This is a genomic window from Defluviitoga sp. (assembly GCF_035349255.1).
Lineage (GTDB): Bacteria > Thermotogota > Thermotogae > Petrotogales > Petrotogaceae > Defluviitoga.
The window spans coordinates 1-19664 of record NZ_DAOPSE010000014.1; the positions used below are offsets into that span (position 1 = coordinate 1).

The 19664-nt window shown below is 30.9% G+C and carries 16 protein-coding genes and 1 tRNA gene; 13 read left to right on the top strand and 4 right to left on the bottom strand.

What is annotated here, in order from left to right; all coding sequences use genetic code 11:
- The 4 genes from PKN74_RS04930 to PKN74_RS04945 form a co-directional block, all read left to right on the top strand.
- The coding region (locus PKN74_RS04930) for a sugar-binding protein (protein WP_472309257.1) at positions 1-110 on the top strand (110 nt) is incomplete at its 5' end.
- 129 nt (positions 111-239) lie between these two features.
- Complete coding sequence (locus PKN74_RS04935) at positions 240-881, top strand: bifunctional 2-keto-4-hydroxyglutarate aldolase/2-keto-3-deoxy-6-phosphogluconate aldolase (protein ID WP_472309201.1); 642 nt, start codon at positions 240-242, stop codon at positions 879-881.
- 61 nt (positions 882-942) lie between these two features.
- Positions 943-1893 (top strand): sugar kinase, encoded by a 951-nt coding sequence (locus tag PKN74_RS04940; protein WP_472309203.1) that lies wholly within the window; start codon positions 943-945, stop codon positions 1891-1893.
- A gap of 107 nt (positions 1894-2000) precedes the next feature.
- Positions 2001-2747 carry an IclR family transcriptional regulator gene (locus PKN74_RS04945; RefSeq protein ID WP_472309259.1) on the top strand — a complete coding sequence of 249 codons (747 nt, stop codon included), beginning with the start codon at positions 2001-2003 and terminating at the stop codon, positions 2745-2747.
- A gap of 43 nt (positions 2748-2790) precedes the next feature.
- Here PKN74_RS04945 and PKN74_RS04950 read toward each other — a convergent pair whose 3' ends face one another.
- Positions 2791-4368 (bottom strand): Rqc2 family fibronectin-binding protein, encoded by a 1578-nt coding sequence (locus tag PKN74_RS04950; RefSeq protein ID WP_472309205.1) that lies wholly within the window; start codon positions 4366-4368, stop codon positions 2791-2793.
- Positions 4369-4464: 96 nt separating this feature from the next.
- Positions 4465-4632, bottom strand: a complete 168-nt coding sequence (locus PKN74_RS04955) for a hypothetical protein (protein ID WP_472309207.1) — start codon at positions 4630-4632, stop codon at positions 4465-4467.
- 393 nt (positions 4633-5025) lie between these two features.
- Here PKN74_RS04955 and PKN74_RS04960 point away from each other — a divergent pair, with 393 nt between their 5' ends.
- From PKN74_RS04960 to PKN74_RS05000, 9 genes are all read left to right on the top strand, one after another.
- The gene (locus PKN74_RS04960; protein ID WP_472309209.1) at positions 5026-7431 is read left to right on the top strand and encodes an HD domain-containing phosphohydrolase; all 2406 of its coding nucleotides are present in this window, start codon (positions 5026-5028) and stop codon (positions 7429-7431) included.
- The gene (locus PKN74_RS04965) at positions 7413-8282 is read left to right on the top strand and encodes a VIT1/CCC1 transporter family protein (RefSeq protein ID WP_472309211.1); all 870 of its coding nucleotides are present in this window, start codon (positions 7413-7415) and stop codon (positions 8280-8282) included. The genes PKN74_RS04960 and PKN74_RS04965 overlap by 19 nt, the downstream gene beginning before the upstream one ends.
- Before the next feature lie 188 nt (positions 8283-8470).
- The gene (locus tag PKN74_RS04970) at positions 8471-9682 is read left to right on the top strand and encodes a hypothetical protein (protein ID WP_472309213.1); all 1212 of its coding nucleotides are present in this window, start codon (positions 8471-8473) and stop codon (positions 9680-9682) included.
- A 54-nt stretch (positions 9683-9736) separates the two neighbouring features.
- Entirely contained in the window at positions 9737-12202 is a 2466-nt protein-coding gene (secA, locus tag PKN74_RS04975; protein ID WP_472309215.1) for a preprotein translocase subunit SecA, read from the top strand.
- Positions 12203-12244: 42 nt separating this feature from the next.
- Entirely contained in the window at positions 12245-13345 is a 1101-nt protein-coding gene (gene prfB, locus PKN74_RS04980; protein ID WP_472309217.1) for a peptide chain release factor 2, read from the top strand.
- A 58-nt stretch (positions 13346-13403) separates the two neighbouring features.
- Positions 13404-14300 carry a 16S rRNA (cytosine(1402)-N(4))-methyltransferase RsmH gene (gene rsmH, locus PKN74_RS04985; protein ID WP_472309261.1) on the top strand — a complete coding sequence of 299 codons (897 nt, stop codon included), beginning with the start codon at positions 13404-13406 and terminating at the stop codon, positions 14298-14300.
- A gap of 26 nt (positions 14301-14326) precedes the next feature.
- Positions 14327-14602 carry a hypothetical protein gene (locus PKN74_RS04990; protein WP_472309219.1) on the top strand — a complete coding sequence of 92 codons (276 nt, stop codon included), beginning with the start codon at positions 14327-14329 and terminating at the stop codon, positions 14600-14602.
- Between the two features lie 5 nt (positions 14603-14607).
- Positions 14608-16305, top strand: a complete 1698-nt coding sequence (locus PKN74_RS04995) for a penicillin-binding transpeptidase domain-containing protein (RefSeq protein ID WP_472309221.1) — start codon at positions 14608-14610, stop codon at positions 16303-16305.
- A gap of 230 nt (positions 16306-16535) precedes the next feature.
- On the top strand, positions 16536-17537 hold the full coding sequence (locus tag PKN74_RS05000) for a DNA polymerase III subunit delta (RefSeq protein WP_472309223.1): 1002 nt from the start codon (positions 16536-16538) through the stop codon (positions 17535-17537).
- On the opposite strand, the gene PKN74_RS05005 is transcribed toward PKN74_RS05000, so the two are convergent.
- Together PKN74_RS05005 and PKN74_RS05010 are read right to left on the bottom strand one after the other, a co-directional pair.
- Positions 17534-18769 carry a sensor histidine kinase gene (locus tag PKN74_RS05005; RefSeq protein WP_472309225.1) on the bottom strand — a complete coding sequence of 412 codons (1236 nt, stop codon included), beginning with the start codon at positions 18767-18769 and terminating at the stop codon, positions 17534-17536. The two genes, PKN74_RS05000 and PKN74_RS05005, sit on opposite strands and share 4 nt — an antisense overlap.
- 519 nt (positions 18770-19288) lie before the next feature.
- A tRNA-Asp gene (locus PKN74_RS05010) sits at positions 19289-19365 on the bottom strand.
- Positions 19366-19664 lie beyond the last annotated feature (299 nt).

The window sequence follows — 19664 nt, forward strand, 5'->3', positions numbered from 1 at the left end:
ACGATGCTAGTGCAGCTGGAAGAAGGGTAGGAATACTAACTTGGAATGATCCAACTGGTAACAATTATCAGAGCACAGTAAACTTTGGAAATATTAAATTAGAGAAATAAAATTTATGCAGTATTTCTTTTAACTCTCTGATTTAAAGATTGGCCTGCATATCTTACCCTATTTTTAACATATTAAGTGCAGGCCATTTTTTGGTAATCAACTATAAAATTTTAAGCAAGGAGGTCTACATGGAAAAATTAAAAGTAATGCAGCGCATTGTAGGTACAGGAATAATTTCTGTTGTTAGAGCAAATTCTCCCGAAAAGGCTATAAAAATTGCGAATGCAGTAAAAAAAGGAGGAATTGATGCTATTGAGATAACCATGACTGTTCCAGGTGCTATTGAAGTAATTAAAGAGCTAAAAAAAAGTTATCCAAATGGTGAAATTCTTATTGGGGCAGGTACAGTACTTGATTCAGAAAGTGCCAGGGCGGCTATGTTAGCCGGAGCGGAATTTTTTGTGAGTCCTTACTTTAATTCTGAAATGGTAAAATTATGTAACAGGTACCAAAAAGTTACAATGATGGGAGCAATGTCTATAAAAGAGATTATCGAAGTAATGGAATCAGGTTCAGATTTTGTAAAATTGTTTCCAGGCAGTGCTTTTGGTCCTTCAATGGTTAAATCTATCTTAGGTCCTCTTCCTTATGCACCTATTATTCCGACTGGGGGGGTAAATTTAGAAAATGTCGCTGAATGGATTAAAGCAGGTTGTTTAGCAGTTGGAGTCGGCGCTGAGTTAACTAAAGGAGCTCGAGAAGCTAACTATGAAGAAGTTGAAGAAACTGCTAGAAAATTTGTTGTAGCAATCAGAGAAGCTAAAAAGTAGATGAGAAAATTTATTAAAGAAAAAATTAAAAACTAAAACAATAATGGATGTGGTGATTATAATGGATGTAGTAACTTTAGGCGAAACGATGGTTCTTTTTGTACCTACAGAGACAGGGCCTTTAAAGTATATATATCAATTTAATAAACATATTGGAGGCGCTGAATCAAATGTTGCTATAGGTCTTTCAAAATTAGGTCTAAAAGCAGGATGGATTAGTAAATTAGGTAAAGATGGTTTTGGAGATTACATAGAATCTTTTGTTAGAGGAGAAGGTGTGGATGTTTCTCAAGTAAAAAGGGATGAAAATCATCCCACCGGTGTTTTTTTCAAAGAGAGGGTGGAAATAGGGGAAAGCGTGGTATACTATTACAGAAAAGGATCTGCAGCAAGTTTTATGGATGAAAGCGACTTAGATGAAAATTATATTGCTCAAGCAAAATATTTACATTTAACAGGTATAACTCCTGGCTTGAGCGAATCATGTTGTAGAACAGTATATAAGGCAATAGAAATAGCAAAAAAGCATGATTTGAAAATAGTTTTCGATCCAAACATAAGGTTTAAAGTTTGGGATGATAAAGAAAAAATGAAAGAAACTATTTTAGATATAATCAGTAAATCAGATATCTTATTGCCAGGACTAAGTGAAGCAAAAATTTTGTTAGGGTCTTCTGATGAAAAGGAAATATTAAATACATTTTTGGATATAGGTCCTGAAATAGTTGTTATGAAAGTAGGAGAAAATGGTGCTTTTCTAGGTACAAAAGAGGAAACAACACACATTCCCGGATTTAAAGTCAAAAGGATCATCGATCCAATTGGAGCAGGAGATGCCTTTGCAGCTGGATTCTTAGCTGGACTAATAAAAGGTTATACATTGCAGGAAGCTGTTAAATTAGCAAATGCGGCAGGAGCTTTTGCACTGACTGTGAAGGGTGATGTGGAAGGGTTACCCACATGGGAGGATCTTCTTTCCTTTTTTGGGAATGAAAAAGGAATTACTAGGTAAAGGAAGCTTTTTTTACCTATTTGTAATTACAAAGTAAAATGATTTGGCAAAAATATAATATAATTATAGTAGATATTTGATAGAAATTTTTAGGTAGGTGAATATAAATTCAAACTGTTAAAAATGTTATAGCCATGCTTGATTATATCGTTAATTCTCCTACACCAGTAAGTGCAACAGAAATTGCTCATGAATTTGATATGTCAATCTCTAATGCCTATAAGTATCTAGATGATTTACACAAAGGAGAACTTTTAACTAAGAATAAAGATAGGACTTACATTCCCAGTTTCAAACTCGTAGAGTATGGAAGTATAATCCTGAAAAAAATAAACCTCAGAGACTTAGCTCAACCACATTTAGTTGATCTCATGGTAAAAACAGGTCAAACTGTCCACCTTGTGGTAAAAGATGGTTATGAAGGAGTATACATTGAAAAGATTGAGGGTCCCCACTCTCTGCCGATGATGTCAAGGATTGGAATGAGGATGAATTTATACGCAACCGGATTTGGAAAGGCTATTTTAGCCCATCTACCACAACAAGAATTAGAAGAGTATTTAAAAGCGGTAAAATTAGAAAAAAGAGGTAAAAATACAATTACAGATCCTAAGGAATTAAAAAAACAGTTAACCGAAATAAAAAAAATGGGTTACGCAATAGATAATGAAGAAAATGAAGATGGGATTTACTGCATAGGGGCCCCCATCTTTAATTACGATAATCAAGTTATTGCAGCTGTAAGTATTTCTATGAGTGCATCTCATGCTAAAGAAGTAAGTGTTGAAGAATTTGCAGGCTACGTTATGGACTGTACTAGGAGAATATCCCGATTGTTGGGATATAAAAATTAAAGAACACATTTATGAAGATTTTTAAATTATTTAAAACATATCTTTATATGTCTTCTAAGGGTTCAACAATAATTGTTTCGTAATTATCATAAAGCCAAATTCCTGGTTTAGCTCCTTTAGGTTTCCAGACATTTTTTCTTTGAGTGTAATCAACTGCAACATTCGATGACATTTTAGCTTTTGAAAATGTTGCTGCTATTCTTGCTGCATATTTAACTACTTCCTCAGGTACTTTTTGGCCTGAGGATTTAATTATCACATGAGAACCTGGAATTTCATGTGTGTGAAGCCATACGTCCTCTCTGGCTGCAGAACGTGTCAAATCATCATTTTGTTTGTTATTTTTACCTACTAGTATTTCAAAACCTTCATATTCGAACTTTCTATATGTGGACTTTATCTTCTTTTCTCTTTGAGGTTTTTTAGTTTCTCTAATTAAACCTTGTTCTTTCATTTCTTCTCTTATTTCTATTAGAGTTTCGATGTCTTCAGCTAAGTTAATTGTTTCTAAAAGTTGATATAGATATTCTAATTCTTCTACAATATCTTTAATTCTTTCCTTTGCAAACTCAACTTTTTTCTTAATTCGTTTTATTTCTTTATAATAATTTTGAAGATTTTGAGTGGGAGATAACAAAGGATCTATTTCTATAACAATTTCTAACCCAGTGTTCCAATCAATTACAGGAAGATATCTATCTCCCTTTTTTATTTGGAATAAATAACTCTGGAGTAGTTTACCTTTTGTTTCAAGCTCTTTCAAGCGAGCTTCTTCAGCTAAATCTTTTAAAATCAGATCTTTAGTTTTCTCAGTTTTTTCAATAAGGTTTTTAACATTTTTTTCTAGTTTTTTCTTCATCTCTAAGAATCTTGATCGATTAGCTCTTTCTTGAAATACCTTAAGTAAGGCTTCTGAAGGATTAAGTTTCTCATACACAAAATTATTAGGAGTTATAGCTACAGCATCATATTTTTTATTATCTTGGTAAAAATATAAATGCGGACCCCTAAGATCATGAACGGCTTTTTCAATACCTATAATTTTTAAAAAGTCTTTGGATTTTTTTGAAAAGCCCATCAAATTGTCTAAAGATAATTTGTCCAAGGTTTTAATATCGTCGTTTAAAATATCTAGCTTTGAATCGTCGTAGTAGGGTACAAATTTATCGCCAGGTATAATTGGCCTAAATTCGTCTTGCACATGTTTGTAAGCTTCTTCAATTTTGCCTTCTTCATTAACTAAGATAAGATTGGAGTTTCTACCCATCAATTCAAAATACAACCTATACATAACCTTTTCTGATTTTTCTTCATCGTAGCCTTCTATTTCAATAAAACCTAATCTATCCAACCCTAATTGTTCTATATTTAATATCCTTGAGTTTCTAATTCTTTTTCTTAGAAACTGTGCAAAATGCCCAGGTTCCATAGGTATATCTGGTTTTTCGGGTAATAAAAGCATATAAGAGGGATTTTGAAGGGAAAACAATAAAAAATTATTGGGTAATTGTAACAAAACTTGGTAATATACAGGTTGATAAATGTTTTTTATTCTTTCTCCTAAAATGTTGTCTTTAACTTCTCGTAAAACCTTATATAAAACTAAACCATCAAACGGCACATGATCACTCCTTCAGAATCTCAATCTAAAACAAAAAGGGCAGTTTTATACGCCCTTTTTGTTTATCTATTTTTATACTCTATATTTTCTGTTACCTCACGATGAACCTTTTTTGCCCTTATCCGTAGAAGCTACGATCAAGGAGATAATTGCAACAATCAAATCAATCCACGCATGCCACGTGGGCATTGATGCTACAAATAGACCTATAATCCCCATCAGTAATAGGTAAATTCCAACAGTTATTAACCAACCTTTTGACATTTTACCCCCTCCTTACCTTTTATGGTTATAGTCACTTTATAGGTACTACACTCTAGAGGAGCACATTCAGGCATTAAGGTAGCTCAAACATTAATCAAAATTTTGAGCCAACAATCACTAATATCATAAAAAAAATAAATTACGAATACAATAAGAATAGAATAATTTTATGTTAACAAAGATTATGTTTTAAGTATAAAGGCTTGTTGATTGAAAATATAAGAAGATGATTGCTCAATGTATCACATTCTTTTTCAATTTTAGTAATTATTTGTAAATGAAAGATGTTATAATAAATATGTAAGAACTGAAATGTCTGGGGTGTAAACAAGGGATTAATGTATAAGGCTCACTAAACTAAAATTCAAAAAGCAAAGAAAGTTTGTTTTTTGAATGGTAAAGGGGGTACAAACCATTAAATACACTAAAATATTTTTGTTAATTTTATTGGTAGTACAACTTGGTCTAACTCTCTTTTCTCAAAACTCTGTGTTGGTTCTAAACTCTTATAACCCAGGATTATCTTGGTCTGATGTAGAATTAGAAGGCCTTAATTCTGTATTAAGTAAACAATATGAATTAGAAGTTTATGTTGAATATTTAGATTCCAAAAGATTTGGAGATCCCTATTCTTTGGAATTGTTCAAAGATTATTTATTCAAAAAGTTTAAAAATATAAATTTAGATGCTGTGATTGCTCTAGATAATGATGCTTTTGATTTCGTTTTAGAAAATTATGAAACTTTTTTCAAAGGTATACCCGTTGTGTTTTGTGGTATTAATTATTATAAAGAGTACAATTTAGAAAGTAAAGATTTTGCAACCGGTGTTGTAGAAACTCAGGATATAAGAGATACATTGTCTACAGCGCTGAGCCTTCATAAAGATGTGAAGCATGTTTACGTAATAATAGACAACTACACCAAAACCAGTATTCTTGTAAGACAAGAAATGGGAAAAGAAGTAATTCCTTATTTTCCAAACATAAATTTTATATTTCTAAGTGATTCTTTAGAAGAAATACACGAAAATCTCAGTAATCCGGTAAAGAATTCAATAGCTATTCTTTTAGGCTTCAATAAAGATAAGAATGGTGTTTTCTATAGTTTCGATCAAATTGGACGTTTTATCGAACAATTTGACAAAATACCTATTTACACTACTTTGAGTGTCTACATGGATTATAATGTGATTGGCGGCAAGATAACAAGCGCATTCGACCAAGGAGTAAAAGCAGGAGAAATTGTATTAAATATTTTATCGGGAGCAGATATCAAAAATTTGCCGCGTTATTACCTACTGGAAAACAAGTACTTGTTTAATTACCCTCAATTAGTTAAATTTAAAATTTCTTTAAATTCTCTTCCGCCCAATTCAATCGTTTTAAATAAACCTATACCTTTCTATAAAAAATATCCCGTTTTATTTTGGATTGGTGTTGTTTCTATAGTTTTTTTAATAGTTATAAATATTGTAATCATCAATAAAAATAAAAAGGTTAATATTCTGTTGAAAAAGCTGAAAGAAAACGAGATAGAGCTTCAGAACTTTGCCGAGGAACTGGCAGCTGCAAATGAACAACTTATATCTTCAAATGAACAGTTGATTGCTCAAAACGAAGAATTAAGAGAAAGTTATGAAAATATCGCGCTTTTAAGAAAAAAGATAGATAATTTATTAGTAATAATTTCAGACATGGGAAATGAGGAAGTACCAGTAGAAATTTTCTTCCAAAAGTTTTTAAATATACTGATCTCTGAAGTACCCGAAGCAGATTATGGAAGTGTTTCTTTAATAGAAGGTGATGAATGGAAGTTTTTAGCAGCTATTGGTCATGATGTTTCAGGGTTAAATAGTCTGGAGTTGAAGAGAGAGTATGCTTTTTTTACGCAAGAAGTACAAGTAGTCGAAAATATTTCTTTATCTAATATGAACAGGATGCCAGAAGAAATACTATCATCAATAAACAAATACTCAAAGCCAATAAAATCTACAATATTAAAGGTAATTAAAATTGATGAAAAGAGATATTTAGATATTTCTCTTGATATAAAAGAAGGGAGTGATAAAGTATTTTCACAGGAGTCTATTGATTTTTTTGATAATTTTATAAATTTAGCCAAAGTTTTTTTATTAAATAGACTAAAAACAGAAGAAGTTAGACAAGCATACATTGATTTTACTAACAACCTAGCTCTTATTGCAGAGTCTCATGATGAAAATAGCTATATGCATATTCATAGGGTAAGCAAGCTATCTGCCTTTCTTGCAGAAAAATATGGATTGTCAGAAGAAGAAGTTGAAAAAATAAGGATTTTCTCTCCTTTACATGATGTAGGAAAACTTTTAATACCTGCTTCTATCCTAAACAAAAAGGAACAATTAACAGACAGTGAGTGGGAAGAGATAAAAAAGCATCCTTTGTATGCTGAACATTTACTTACAGGAGATTATTTTGAAACAGCAAGAAGAATTGCTTTATATCATCACGAACATTATGATGGAAGTGGTTATCCCTTTGGACTTAAAAATGATGATATTCCTATTGAAGCTCAAATAGTTGGTTTGGTTGACATATACGATGCATTGAGATCAAAAAGAAGTTATAAAGAACCTTTCACTCATGAACAAAGTTTAGAAATTTTATTAAAAGGAGATACAAGAACCAAACCCGCACATTTTAATCCAAAACTTTTAGAGATTTTTAAGACTTACGAAAAAGAGATTAAAGAAATTTATGAAAGTTTTGATAAAGAAGAAGAAGGGGAGGAGAGATATCAATGGTCGAAGAAGAAATAATGAACAAGTTATTAATTTTTCAAAAGAATGAAATTACTGAATATATGATTTATAAAAAGATAGCTAATTCAATCAAAGATGAACAAAACAAGAAAATTTTAGAAGAGATAGCCGAAGAAGAATTGAAGCATTATAACATTTTGAAAAATTATACACAAACTGATGTAAAACCAAATAAGTTGAAAGTTACGTTTTATGTTCTACTTTCTAAAATCCTAGGTTTAACTTTTAGTCTTAAATTAATGGAAAGAGGTGAGGAAAGGGCACAAACCAGTTACAAAGAGGTATTTGATGTTATTCCAGAAGCCAGAAAAATAGAAGAAGAAGAAGAAAAACATGAAGCCGAGCTATTATCGATGATAGAAGAAGAAAGATTGAACTACACAGGATCCATAGTTCTAGGATTAAATGACGCTTTAGTTGAATTAACCGGTGCCTTAGCGGGTTTAACTTTTGCGTTGCAAAACGGCCTTTTAATAGCGTCTTCAGGATTGATAACAGGAATAGCGGCTTCGTTATCTATGGCGGCATCAGAATATCTTTCTCAAAGAGCGGAAGGAAATAAAAATGCCCTGAAATCAGCTACTTATACAGGAATCAGTTACATAATTACTGTAGTTTTGTTGATTTTGCCTTATTTGATAATACCAAAAAAATATTTTTTGTGTTTGATATTGACTTTAGCGATAGCAGTTATAATAATTTTAGGATTTAACTTTTATATTTCTGTCGCAAAAGACTTACCTTTTAAAAAAAGATTTTTAGAAATGGCGAGTATTAGCTTTGGTGTGGCGGGATTAACCTTCTTTATAGGTTTTCTAGTTAGAATAACTTTAGGAATAGAAATTTAAAAATTAAAAATGTTCAAGATAAAATTTCTGAAAAATGAATATTTCAATTTCAGGTGGTTATAGGATTGCAGCTCAAATTTAATCTGAACTTATTTTTTATAATAAACATTAAATAGAATTTTAGAATACAAAGGTGTATCAAAATATGGAGGTGTGAAATAATAAAAAAACTATTACTCATTTTTATAATGATATTCTTTATTACTTCTTTATCTTCTGCAACTGTTATAAAGATAAATAGTTTGCTAAAAGCTTATGAGGAAATTTATTCAACCGTTCCCTTCTTCAGGTTTTTAAATTCAACAGAAGGGTTAGGATTAGATTATTTTAGGCAATTGTGGACAAGGCTTTTAGAGACCGATGAAAATAGTTTTCAGGCTTTTCTTAATTCTTCGGTTGTATTCTATTTGCAAAATGATTATACTTTCAAAGATATTATTAATCCAAATTACTTTAACTTATTATATAAACTGATCCTTGATTCTGAGAGAATTGCTATATATTCCACAGAATACGAAGTTTTTGATGAACTTATGATTAAAGTTTTTGGCGCTAGCAAAATGGGAGAAGGTTTGTATAATTTAGATGATAAAAATTATAGAGTAACAAAAAATGAAGAAGGTATTTTCATAAACATGGAACCGACCAAGAATGATTTTGATGAAAATTTTCTAATAACAGGAAGCACAAAAAATCTTATTGGAAAGAATGAAACATGGGATTTTTTTGTTTCAGTTGAAGCTAGAACTTTTGTTATTACATTTGAGTCTAATAATTATGAAGGTAGTAACAGATCCTTTAACTTAACTCAGCTAGAAAACAAGAGTTTTTTTGGAGAAGCAGTAGCTATAGAACTGATAGATAAAATGTCATTTATTTCGTATTTTAAGAGTTTTATGCTACCATTAGATGAAGAAAGTGAAAAAGCTTTATATTTTATCAAGGATCTTATTGAAAAAGACGAAATTATAGCTGTAAGTGGGCGTGGTATAACAAACGACGAATTATTTATATTTTTTGAGTCTTCCATAGATAGAGAAAAAATAGAAATATTTGCTCAGGAAAGGAATCTTAAAAAAGGGAAAATTGGAAATTATATATTTTATCAATTCACCAACGAAAATATTGGAGATCTTGTTTTTTTGTATATTTCAGATAATGAATTTATTTTTTCAAATGTTGAGCCTACAAAAGTTAACACATATTTTTCAGAAATACCACGTTTAAAGAATACTTCTTATTATAAAATAATAGAGGAGAAAGAAGAAGTAGTTAATGTTTTTATTTTAAATTTATCTCAATACTTGGCTAAAAATTTATATGGTTCGATAGATAGCTTTATTGTTAAGCAAGAGTATGAAAAAAATGGTAATTATATTATTAAAATTAAAGTACGATAAAAAATTACAATATTTTAACTTTTGAACTGAAGTAAAGAAAGAGGTGGAACGTTTATGATGTTTGGATTTCTTGACAAGAATAAAAGTTTACTTAAAAAGTATGAAAAAATAACAAAAACTGTAAACGATTTTGAAAAAGAGATGACTTCTCTAAGTGATAGAGAGCTCGCAGGAAAAACCGAAGAATTTAAAAAAAGATTAAAAAATGGTGAGAGCCTAGATGATATACTTCCTGAAGCTTTTGCTGTAGTTAGAGAAGTTTCAAGAAGAACTATAAATATGAGACACTTTGACGTTCAAATAATGGGCGGGATAGCGTTACATGAAGGGAAAATTACCGAGATGAAAACAGGAGAAGGTAAAACTTTGGTTGCAACATTACCCATTTATTTGAACGCCTTAACAGGGAAAAATGTTCATCTCGCAACACACAATGATTATCTAGCAAAAAGAGACGCTAAATGGATGGGACCTGTGTACGAATTTTTAGGTTTGACAGTGGGATATATTCAAGCAAATATGGATCGAGAAGAAAGAAAAAAGGCGTATCAGGCAGATGTGACCTATGGTACTGCCAATGAATTTGGATTTGACTATTTAAGAGACAATCTTGTATACGATAAGTCAGACAAGGTACAAAGAGGTCATTTTTATGCAATAGTTGACGAAGCTGACTCAATATTAATAGATGAAGCAAGGACCCCTCTAATAATATCAGGACCATCGGACACTCCTTCTGAGTTGTACAGAAGATTTGCAAGCTTAGCGAAGAGATTTGTCCCAGAAAAAGATTACACAATAGATGAAAAACAAAAGACAGTTGCGTTGACTGAAGAAGGGATATCAAAAGCTGAACGAATGTTGTCTGTCAACAATTTGTATGATCCCAATAATATACAGTATTTGTTTCATTTGCTAAATGCGTTGAAGGCTTTGAATTTCTTTAGAAGGGACAGAGACTATATAATTCAAGATGGCGAGGTTATTATAGTTGATGAGTTTACTGGAAGATTACTTCCAGGAAGAAGGTATTCTGAAGGTTTGCATCAAGCTATTGAAGCAAAAGAGGGAGTAAAGATAAAAGAAGAAAGTATGACTTTTGCTACAATAACCTTTCAAAATTATTTCAGAATGTATGAAAAGTTGGCAGGAATGACAGGAACCGCTAAAACGGAAGAAGACGAATTCAAATCGATTTATAACACCGAAGTGGTTGTTATCCCAACAAACGAACCAGTTATTAGGAAAGATGAAAATGATTTAATTTTTAAAACAAGAGAAGAAAAGTACAAAGCAATAGTGGAAGAGATAGCTAAAAGATATGAAAAAGGTCAGCCTGTCCTTGTCGGAACAACATCTATTGAAAATAGTGAACTTTTAAGTAACATGCTGAAAAAAAGAGGAATACCTCATGAAGTCTTAAACGCTAAACATCACGAAAGAGAAGCAGAAATTGTTGCAAAAGCTGGTCAAAAGCATGCTATCACGATTGCTACAAATATGGCTGGAAGGGGAACAGATATAAAATTAGGAGAAGGAGTTACCGAATTAGGCGGGCTTTTTGTACTTGGAACTGAAAGACATGAAAGTAGAAGAATAGACAATCAATTGATAGGGAGATCTGGGAGGCAAGGAGATCCAGGTGAATCTAGATTCATTCTGTCATTTGAAGACGATTTGTTGAGATTGTTTGGTGGAGACAGAATGAAAAATATGATGAATACGTTAAAAATCGAAGATGGTCAGCCTATTGAACACAAAATGTTGACTCGCATTATTCAAGATTCCCAGAAGAAAGTCGAGGGGATACATTTTTCAATCAGAAAAAGATTGTATGAATTTGATTCTGTAATGGATAAGCAACGAACAGTTATCTACAATCACAGAGATTGGATATTAGAACAAGGTAACTATGATGGGCACATGAAAGAAATAATTACAGATGTGGTAGATAGATTGGTAGATTCATTCTGGAATGAACACGAAGAAAATATAGATAAGAAGGCACTTTCTGATAAGTTAAAGCAGTATTTGATTATTGCAGATTTAAAAGGGAATAGCCCAGAAGAGATAAAAGAAGAAGTTTTCAACTTATTCTGGAAAAGATATTCAGAGAAAAAAGAAGAATTTGGAGAAGATTTTAATAAAGTTGCAAAATTTGTGATGTTAAGAATAATAGATGACAAATGGAGACATCATCTAGATTCTATAGAGGCTCTGAAAGAATCAGTGAGCTTGAGATCTTATGGTCAAAAAGATCCTGTAATGGAGTTCAAGAGAGAATCTTATATACTTTTTGATAAAATGGTCGATAACATATACGATGATATAGTAAGTTATTTAATGAGAATTGCAAGGGTTATCCCGGAAAAAGAAGAAAAAGAAGCTTTGAAAGCTTATGCTAACTTAAACTTTATACACAATGATTTAGTAACAGCTGAAGATAAGAGAAGTAAATCCAAAGCTACAGACAGTAGTTCTTCTAATAAATTACACAAAAGATATAAGGTTAAAAGATAAAAAGGTAAACCTGAGAAGTTGAGAAGTTTATGAGGTGGTTAGATGATAGAATATGAAGTAAAAGTAAAAATAGATGAATTGAAAGAAAAATTTGAAGACCTGAAAAAAGTTTTTAATTCAGAAGAAAAAGAAAAAGAAGTTAAGGAATTGGAAAAGATTATGTCAGAGCCGGAATTTTGGAGTGATCCGGAGAATGCTCAAAAAGTATCAAAAAAGGCTCAAAATCTAAAAGATGAAATAGAAGATTTCAAAAAACTTGAGAATATATTTGAAGACTTAGATGTAGCGATAGAGCTTTCAGAGGAAGATACTACTATTCTTGAGCAAGTAGATGAAATTTTAAAAAAAATCCAAAAGAAGGTTAATGAATTTCAATTAAAGATGCTTTTGTCTGGGAAATATGATTATGCTAATGCTTTTTTAACCATACATCCAGGAGCAGGAGGAACTGAATCGCAAGATTGGGCTTCTATGCTTTTAAGAATGTATATCCGCTGGGCGGAAAAAAACGGATATGAAGTGGAGATTTTAGATTGTCAAGAAGGCGAAGAAGCTGGTATAAAAAGTGCCACCATTAAAATCAAAGGTTTATATGCTTATGGTAAATTAAAGTATGAAAAAGGCGTTCACAGATTGGTTAGGATATCTCCATTTGATGCGAATGGGAGAAGGCATACATCTTTTGCTTCTGTATCTGTTGTACCGGAAATTGAAGATGATATTGAAATAGAAATAAGACCAGAAGATTTAAGAATCGATACATATAGAGCAGGTGGTGCCGGTGGTCAACATGTTAACAAAACCGATTCTGCAGTGAGGATTACGCATTTACCTACAGGTATAGTTGTTGCAGTCCAAAGTGAAAGATCTCAACATCAGAACAAGGCAAATGCTCTAAAAATTCTCAAGGCTAGACTATATGAATTAGAACAACAGAAGAAATTAGAAGAAAAAATGAAACTGATGGGTGAAGTAAAGGATATTTCGTGGGGAAATCAAATTAGATCCTATGTACTTTACCCTTATACTCTTGTTAAAGATCATAGGACAAATTATGAAATGTCAAATGCAGAGGCGGTTTTAGATGGGAACATAGATGATTTTATAGAAGCAGAATTGTTATATTTTGCAAAAATACAATAAAATTTACTTTAAGTTTATTTAATATTCATCATTAATTGTAACAAGAGAGGTGTATAATATAAGAGAATATCAAGATTCACACGTTAGTGTATTGGTAAATGAAACTGTTAATTATTTAATCACAAAAAAGGATGGAATATACGTCGATTGTACAGCAGGAGAGGGAGGGCATATTAAAGCTATTTGTGAATTTTGTGAAGATCAAGCGAAAGTTATCGGTTTAGATATAGACTTCGAAGTCTTGCAAATAGCTGAAAATAAATTAAAAGAGCATTTAAACAATATAAAGCTAATAAAAGCACCTTATCAAGATATAGATATTGTTTTAACAGGACTAGGGATAGAAAAAGTTGACGGTTTTTTGATGGATTTAGGCGTTTCAACCTTTCAATTAAAAGGGGAAAATCGCGGTTTTTCTTTCTCTAAAGATGAACCTTTAGACATGAGAATGGATTCGGAAAGTCAAATTACTGCGGCAGATATAATCAATAATTATCCCTTAGAAAAATTGAGACAGATAATATTTGAGTACGGAGAAGAAAAAAAATATGCACATAAGATAGCAAAAAGTATTGTAAGAAACAGGCCAATTAACTCAACTCTTGAGCTTGTAGATGCTATAAGAAAGGCGCTACCTACCTCTGAAATATACAAAAGGAAAACACATTTTGCGACTAAAACATTTCAAGCAATAAGAATAGAAGTAAATAATGAGCTAAAAAATTTAGAAGAAGTACTTTATAAATTTGAAAAATTCTTAAAGAAGAATGGAAGAGTGGTTATAATAACCTTTCATTCTTTAGAAGATAGAATAGTAAAAAACTTTTTCAAAAATAATAAAAGCTATAACTTCATTACCATTAAACCCATTTTACCTTCAGAAAATGAAAAGAAGAGAAACCCAAGAAGTAGGAGTGCAAAACTAAGAATTGCTGAATTCATTGGTACCGATTAAAATCACTTCAATTGGGGGGGATTTTTATGCCAGACAAAACAATCGAAAAAACTCAGGGAGCGGAAAGAACACGGTCAAAAATTAAGGCTATTGATGTTGTTTTAATATTGTTAGTTTTCTTGGTTTTTATAGCAGTTAGCATTTGGCTTACGTTGTTTCTTAATTTTGGAAAGAATATCGAAAATTATAAAACAATAATTTCTAGGTCTGAAATGGATGTTATAAACATGGAAGAAAAAATTAAATCACTAGATAGACAAATTGAAAATTACTTAGAAATATTAAAAATTATGGAGCCGTAGAAAACATGAATTTTAAACAAAGAATTTTTTCTTTAGTTTTATTTCTTTCCTACATTTGCTTATTAGTCATCATTTTTATATATAATAATCCTTTGGAAAAAGACTTTAAAGAACTTTCAACTACCTTGCAAAGTGAAAAACTAGCGACCCTTGTTGATGACAAGGGTCATTTTCTTGTTACAAACGAAGAAAAATTCGAGGCCTGGATAGATTTAGAATTTATGAAACGAAGAAACAAATATTATCAATATAAATTTCTTTTGAATCAAAAATTTAACGATGAAGAATTAAAAGATAAAAAGTTTCTAAAATGGGGAACATATGAAACTTATGCAGAAGCATATTTAGATTTGGGAGTATTGAACAATTTTTCAAGGATATATCCTGTAAACATTCGCGTATACAATGAAATCTTTTCCTTACCCCAGGTTTTGGGAAAAATTGACAAGACTGTATATGGAATAGAACCTTTTTTGTATGAAAAAAAATTGTTAGAAAGTAATGATACTATAAGATTAAGCATTGATTTAAAAATGCAACAAATAGCCTATGAGGAAGTATCGAAAGCTGTAGAAAAAGAAGGAGCAGAAGGTGGAATTGCGATAATAATGGAAACAAATACGGGGAAAATAAAAGCAAGTGCTTCTATATATCCCTGGAATATTGGTTACATGGGTTATATTGAACCAGGTTCAACTCTGAAACCAATACTCATGTCTATTGCCTTAGACCAAAATGTGGTGAATTATAATGATAAGTTTTATTCTGGACTTGAATATGTTCCCACCAACAATCCCAATTTTAAAATAACGGAATCACAGGGGTATGGTTTTGGAGAGATAGGCTTAAAAGAAACCTTAGTGTATTCATCAAATATAGTTATTTCAAAAATTATGACAAAAATACTTCAGGAATATTCTGAGTTGTGGCTTTATGAACAACTTTTAGGGTTTGGGTTTGGGAATAAGACAGGAGTAGAATTTAAAGGGGAAATTAATGGAGTTTTTCCTCATCCATCAGAATGGTATGCAATTACACCATATCAGATATCACTAGGTCAAGGTATAGGAGTTACACCTATTCAATTGATAGCCGCTTTTAATGTTGTTCCTAACAAAGGGAAATATGTAAAACCCTCTTTTTTAAAAGATAGTAATCCAAAAGAAAGGCTTGTAATATCAGAACCTACAGCCGAAACAGTAAAGGATTGGTTAGGTTATACAGTTTTGAAAGGTACTGCAAAGAGGGCTTACAAAGAAGGGCTAAAAATTGGGGGGAAAACAGGAACTGCTCAGAAAGCCCAAAGTGGAATTGGTTATATTGAAGGAAATTATTATTCTTTATTTGTGGGTTTTTATCCTGTTGTAAACCCTAAATATACTGCCTTGGTAATAATAGACAATCCCAAAGACGAGTTCTATGGTGGAGAAGTTGCAGCGCCTGTAGTCACAAATATCTTTTATCGTTATTTCAAACCTAGTGAAAATAATTTTACCGATAATATTCAGGTCTATTTTAAAAATATAATGCCGAATCTTATAGGCTATTCTCCTAAAGAGGCTTTCAATGTCTTGCTTAACTTGGGTATTGATGAAAATTCTATAATTATAACAGGTAATGGTGATAAAGTAGTATCACAATCTATAGAACCTTACTCATACCTGGATGATTTTAAAATAATTCAATTGCATACATTGAATTAGAAACATGATTTTTTAGAAAAAATTGATTTTAAAATAGTTACAGAGGTACAGCCTTCTTATTTATTAAGTAAAAAATGATTATTATGAACTTTTTAAATTTAAAAGGGTTACAAAGGTAGAGACCTTCTATTCATTTCTGTTGATACATAGAATAAATGTCTTAAAATATATATGACCAAGAAAAGTAGATTAAACTGTACTTTTTTATATAAAATGGAGGATTCACTTCAATGGAAACAATTCTCATTTTAGGAGATTCAAAGATCCTAAAGAACAAAAAAATAGAGGAAATTTTAAATAAACACAAAAATGCTGAATTGATAAGAATTTCGCCCGAAAATTATGATGATGAATTATTAGATAAGATTTTCACCATGGGAAGTTTATTTGCTCAAGAAAAGATTGTAGTTTTTTTTGAATTTTCCGAATTCAAGATACATCAACAAGAAAAAATAACAAAATTTTTAACAAAGCAAAAAGATTCGTTTATCGGAACAATTATTGTAGATACTAAAAAAGAAAGTAAAAGTCTTACTAATATAAAATTTGATAAGAAATTCGAATTCTCTTTGCCATCACCATGGCAAGATGATCTTTGGCTAAAATTTATAAAAAACATATCTGATATGTTTGGTAAGAGCATGGATGAAGAAGTTGCCTTTAGATTTCTGGAACTTGTAGGGAAAAATGAAGAGTTGTTATATGAAGAAATTAAAAAAGTTTCTATATATACTGAGAATGAAATAATTAACCTTGTCGAGGTTGAAGAAATTCTTTCTGTTTTTCCAGCAATAACTTATGAGGAGCTTTGTTATAGTTTAGTAAAAAAAGATTTTTCACAAACGATCGATAAATTTGCTGTTTTGGCAAATTCTCCTCAATTTTCTCCAATCGCTTTAAACAGTTATCTTTTTACTTATTTCTTAGATTTACTTTCTGTTAAATTAAACACACTAAGTACAAAAAATCAACCATCTTACACATGGCCTGAAATATCAAAAATTAGCAAAGAGGCAGAAGTTTCACAGCAACGAGTGGCAAATTTCTTGGGTTTCAATTTTAAAACTGATAAAGAAAGAAAGATAAATATATCAAAAATTTATGATCTTAAAATTATAGAACAAATACTCCTAGAAATCGAAGAAATGGATAGGATTCTAAAATTAGGAGGAAATTCAAAAGTATTGTTTCCTAAATTTTTTCACAATATATGTTATGGTGATCAATGCTAATTCACCAGTGAACTTAAGAAGGCGGGGACTCTAATTTTAAAAGTAGTTCCCACAGATAATTTAGATTCGACTTCAATGTCTCCCTTTAATATTTCTATATTTTTTTTCACGATAGCTAATCCCAATCCACTGCCGGGTTTGTCTTTTGCTAGCCTTAAAAATGGCTTAAATATATCCTTTAACTCTTCTTCGGGAATTCCAGGACCTGTATCTTGAATGGTAATGATAAAATGTTTTGTATTATTTTCATAATTAACATCGATACGGACGTATCCTTGATTAGTATATTTTATAGCATTTTCAATGATATTCATTAAAATTTGCTTCAGCTTTGTACTATCTGTTTCTATTTCCGTTGGAATATCGGTAGGATAATTAAACACTATTTCTACGTTTGGTGAAGCAGAGACCTCCAATATAGATAAAACTTCATAGATCAATTTTTTAAGATTTACTTTTTCCAGGTGAAGAGTTGTTTCCCTATTTAATTTGTTAAACGTAGAAATATCTTCAATTAGTGAGTTCATATGCTTTGCAGATAAAAGTATCTTCTTTACAATATTTATGATTTCCTTCTTTGTCATGTCTTTGTTTGCTAAAATTGTTTCGGCAAAACCTATAATTGCAGTTAAAGGCGTTCTAAGTTCGTGGCTAATAAAACTTAAATAATTAGCGTTTAATTCAGCACTTTCTCTTTCAGCATCTCTTAAAAATTTAAGAGTTAGGAAGGTTGAAGCTAGATGGCTAAACATTTCAAGAATCTTTTTAGAGCCTTCATCAAAAGATTCAATGTGAAAACTATCTATGTAAATATGACCTGCCACCTGATCGCCATTTTTCAATGTAGCAATCAAAGTAACCATATTGTTATTTTTTTTGTGCATCATTTTACTTATTTTGTATAAATCTGTTTCTGGTGTATTGTAATCAATAATATTTTTAACTTCTAAAATATCTGAATTCATATACTTGCTTACAAAGGCATCACTTACTGGCACTTCCATTTTAGACAATAATTCTTGATTGTAACCCTCACCAACAATCGCTTTATATAAAGCTCCTTTAATTAGCCATATAGAACCACATTCAGCTTCTGGAATTATCTTAATTGCAATTTTCAATAACTTATCCAGAAAATCCTTTTCGCTTTCATCCCAATTGATTTGCTGAAAAAGTTGTGCCATTTCTTGAAGATTTTCGATATAGAAGTCATAATTTACTTGACGTTTCATGTATGTCAAGCCTCCTTCATATTTTTCTTATGTCCAGATAATTAAGAAAGGTCTAGCTAGTATAATGTGATTATTATCTAATCAATCTTCAAACACGATTTCAATTCTTAAAACCATATTGATTCGTCAATTTTACAATTATGTTTTAAAAAGATTACAACACAAAAACCCCATAAGTTTTATTTTTATAGGGTATTTTTAGTTAGATTTTGTAAAATATCTGTCACTTTAATTATATCACAAATTAAATTTATTTATACAAAATTATTATAATTTTTAACTTAATATTTCTTATTAAGCCACAATTTATAATAATAAATAAAGTTTAAATTAAGCTTAAAAATAATTATCACAGAAATAACTTACAAATAGCAAACCATGCAAAACATTCTTTTAGTTGTCTTCTGTATAAATGACAAAAGACGCCCACTAGGGCGTCCTTGAATAAATAAAATATAAAAAGTAGTGAAATCAAAGGGTGGATAGTAAAATGAAAAAACTAAGGATGAAATATCAAGCTGGCGGGGACGACGGGACTCGAACCCGCGGCCACCGGTGTGACAGACCGGCATGATAACCAGCTTCACCACGTCCCCAATTCGAATGTTCAACTTATTATACCATAAAAATTGTTTTTTGTAAAGACATTGCGTTAGATCATATTAAATGTCCGTGAAAACAATTGGTTAGATCATGATTTGAAGTCACTGTTAATGATAACATATTCCTGACTCTTTTGGAAGGAGGTAGAGATAATTTAAGTCATTTGATAGATAACTAATTGAGTGATTAATTGAAAATTATATGAATTCAACTAGAAAAAGAATAAATACTCAGATAGTATTATGGACTAACAAAGTATTAGACTATAACATTTTTTTTAGCAATACACAAG

Coding starts and splice junctions, on each gene's coding strand:
- PKN74_RS05000 (WP_472309223.1), top strand. CDS start 16,536: ATGGAAACAATTCTCATTTTAGGAGATTCAAAGATCCTAAAGAACAAA.
- PKN74_RS04940 (WP_472309203.1), top strand. CDS start 943: ATGGATGTAGTAACTTTAGGCGAAACGATGGTTCTTTTTGTACCTACA.
- prfB (WP_472309217.1), top strand. CDS start 12,245: ATGATAGAATATGAAGTAAAAGTAAAAATAGATGAATTGAAAGAAAAA.
- PKN74_RS04955 (WP_472309207.1), bottom strand. CDS start 4,632: ATGTCAAAAGGTTGGTTAATAACTGTTGGAATTTACCTATTACTGATG.
- PKN74_RS04935 (WP_472309201.1), top strand. CDS start 240: ATGGAAAAATTAAAAGTAATGCAGCGCATTGTAGGTACAGGAATAATT.
- PKN74_RS04970 (WP_472309213.1), top strand. CDS start 8,471: ATGATATTCTTTATTACTTCTTTATCTTCTGCAACTGTTATAAAGATA.
- PKN74_RS04960 (WP_472309209.1), top strand. CDS start 5,026: ATGGTAAAGGGGGTACAAACCATTAAATACACTAAAATATTTTTGTTA.
- PKN74_RS04995 (WP_472309221.1), top strand. CDS start 14,608: ATGAATTTTAAACAAAGAATTTTTTCTTTAGTTTTATTTCTTTCCTAC.
- PKN74_RS04990 (WP_472309219.1), top strand. CDS start 14,327: ATGCCAGACAAAACAATCGAAAAAACTCAGGGAGCGGAAAGAACACGG.
- PKN74_RS05005 (WP_472309225.1), bottom strand. CDS start 18,769: ATGAAACGTCAAGTAAATTATGACTTCTATATCGAAAATCTTCAAGAA.
- PKN74_RS04965 (WP_472309211.1), top strand. CDS start 7,413: ATGGTCGAAGAAGAAATAATGAACAAGTTATTAATTTTTCAAAAGAAT.
- secA (WP_472309215.1), top strand. CDS start 9,737: ATGATGTTTGGATTTCTTGACAAGAATAAAAGTTTACTTAAAAAGTAT.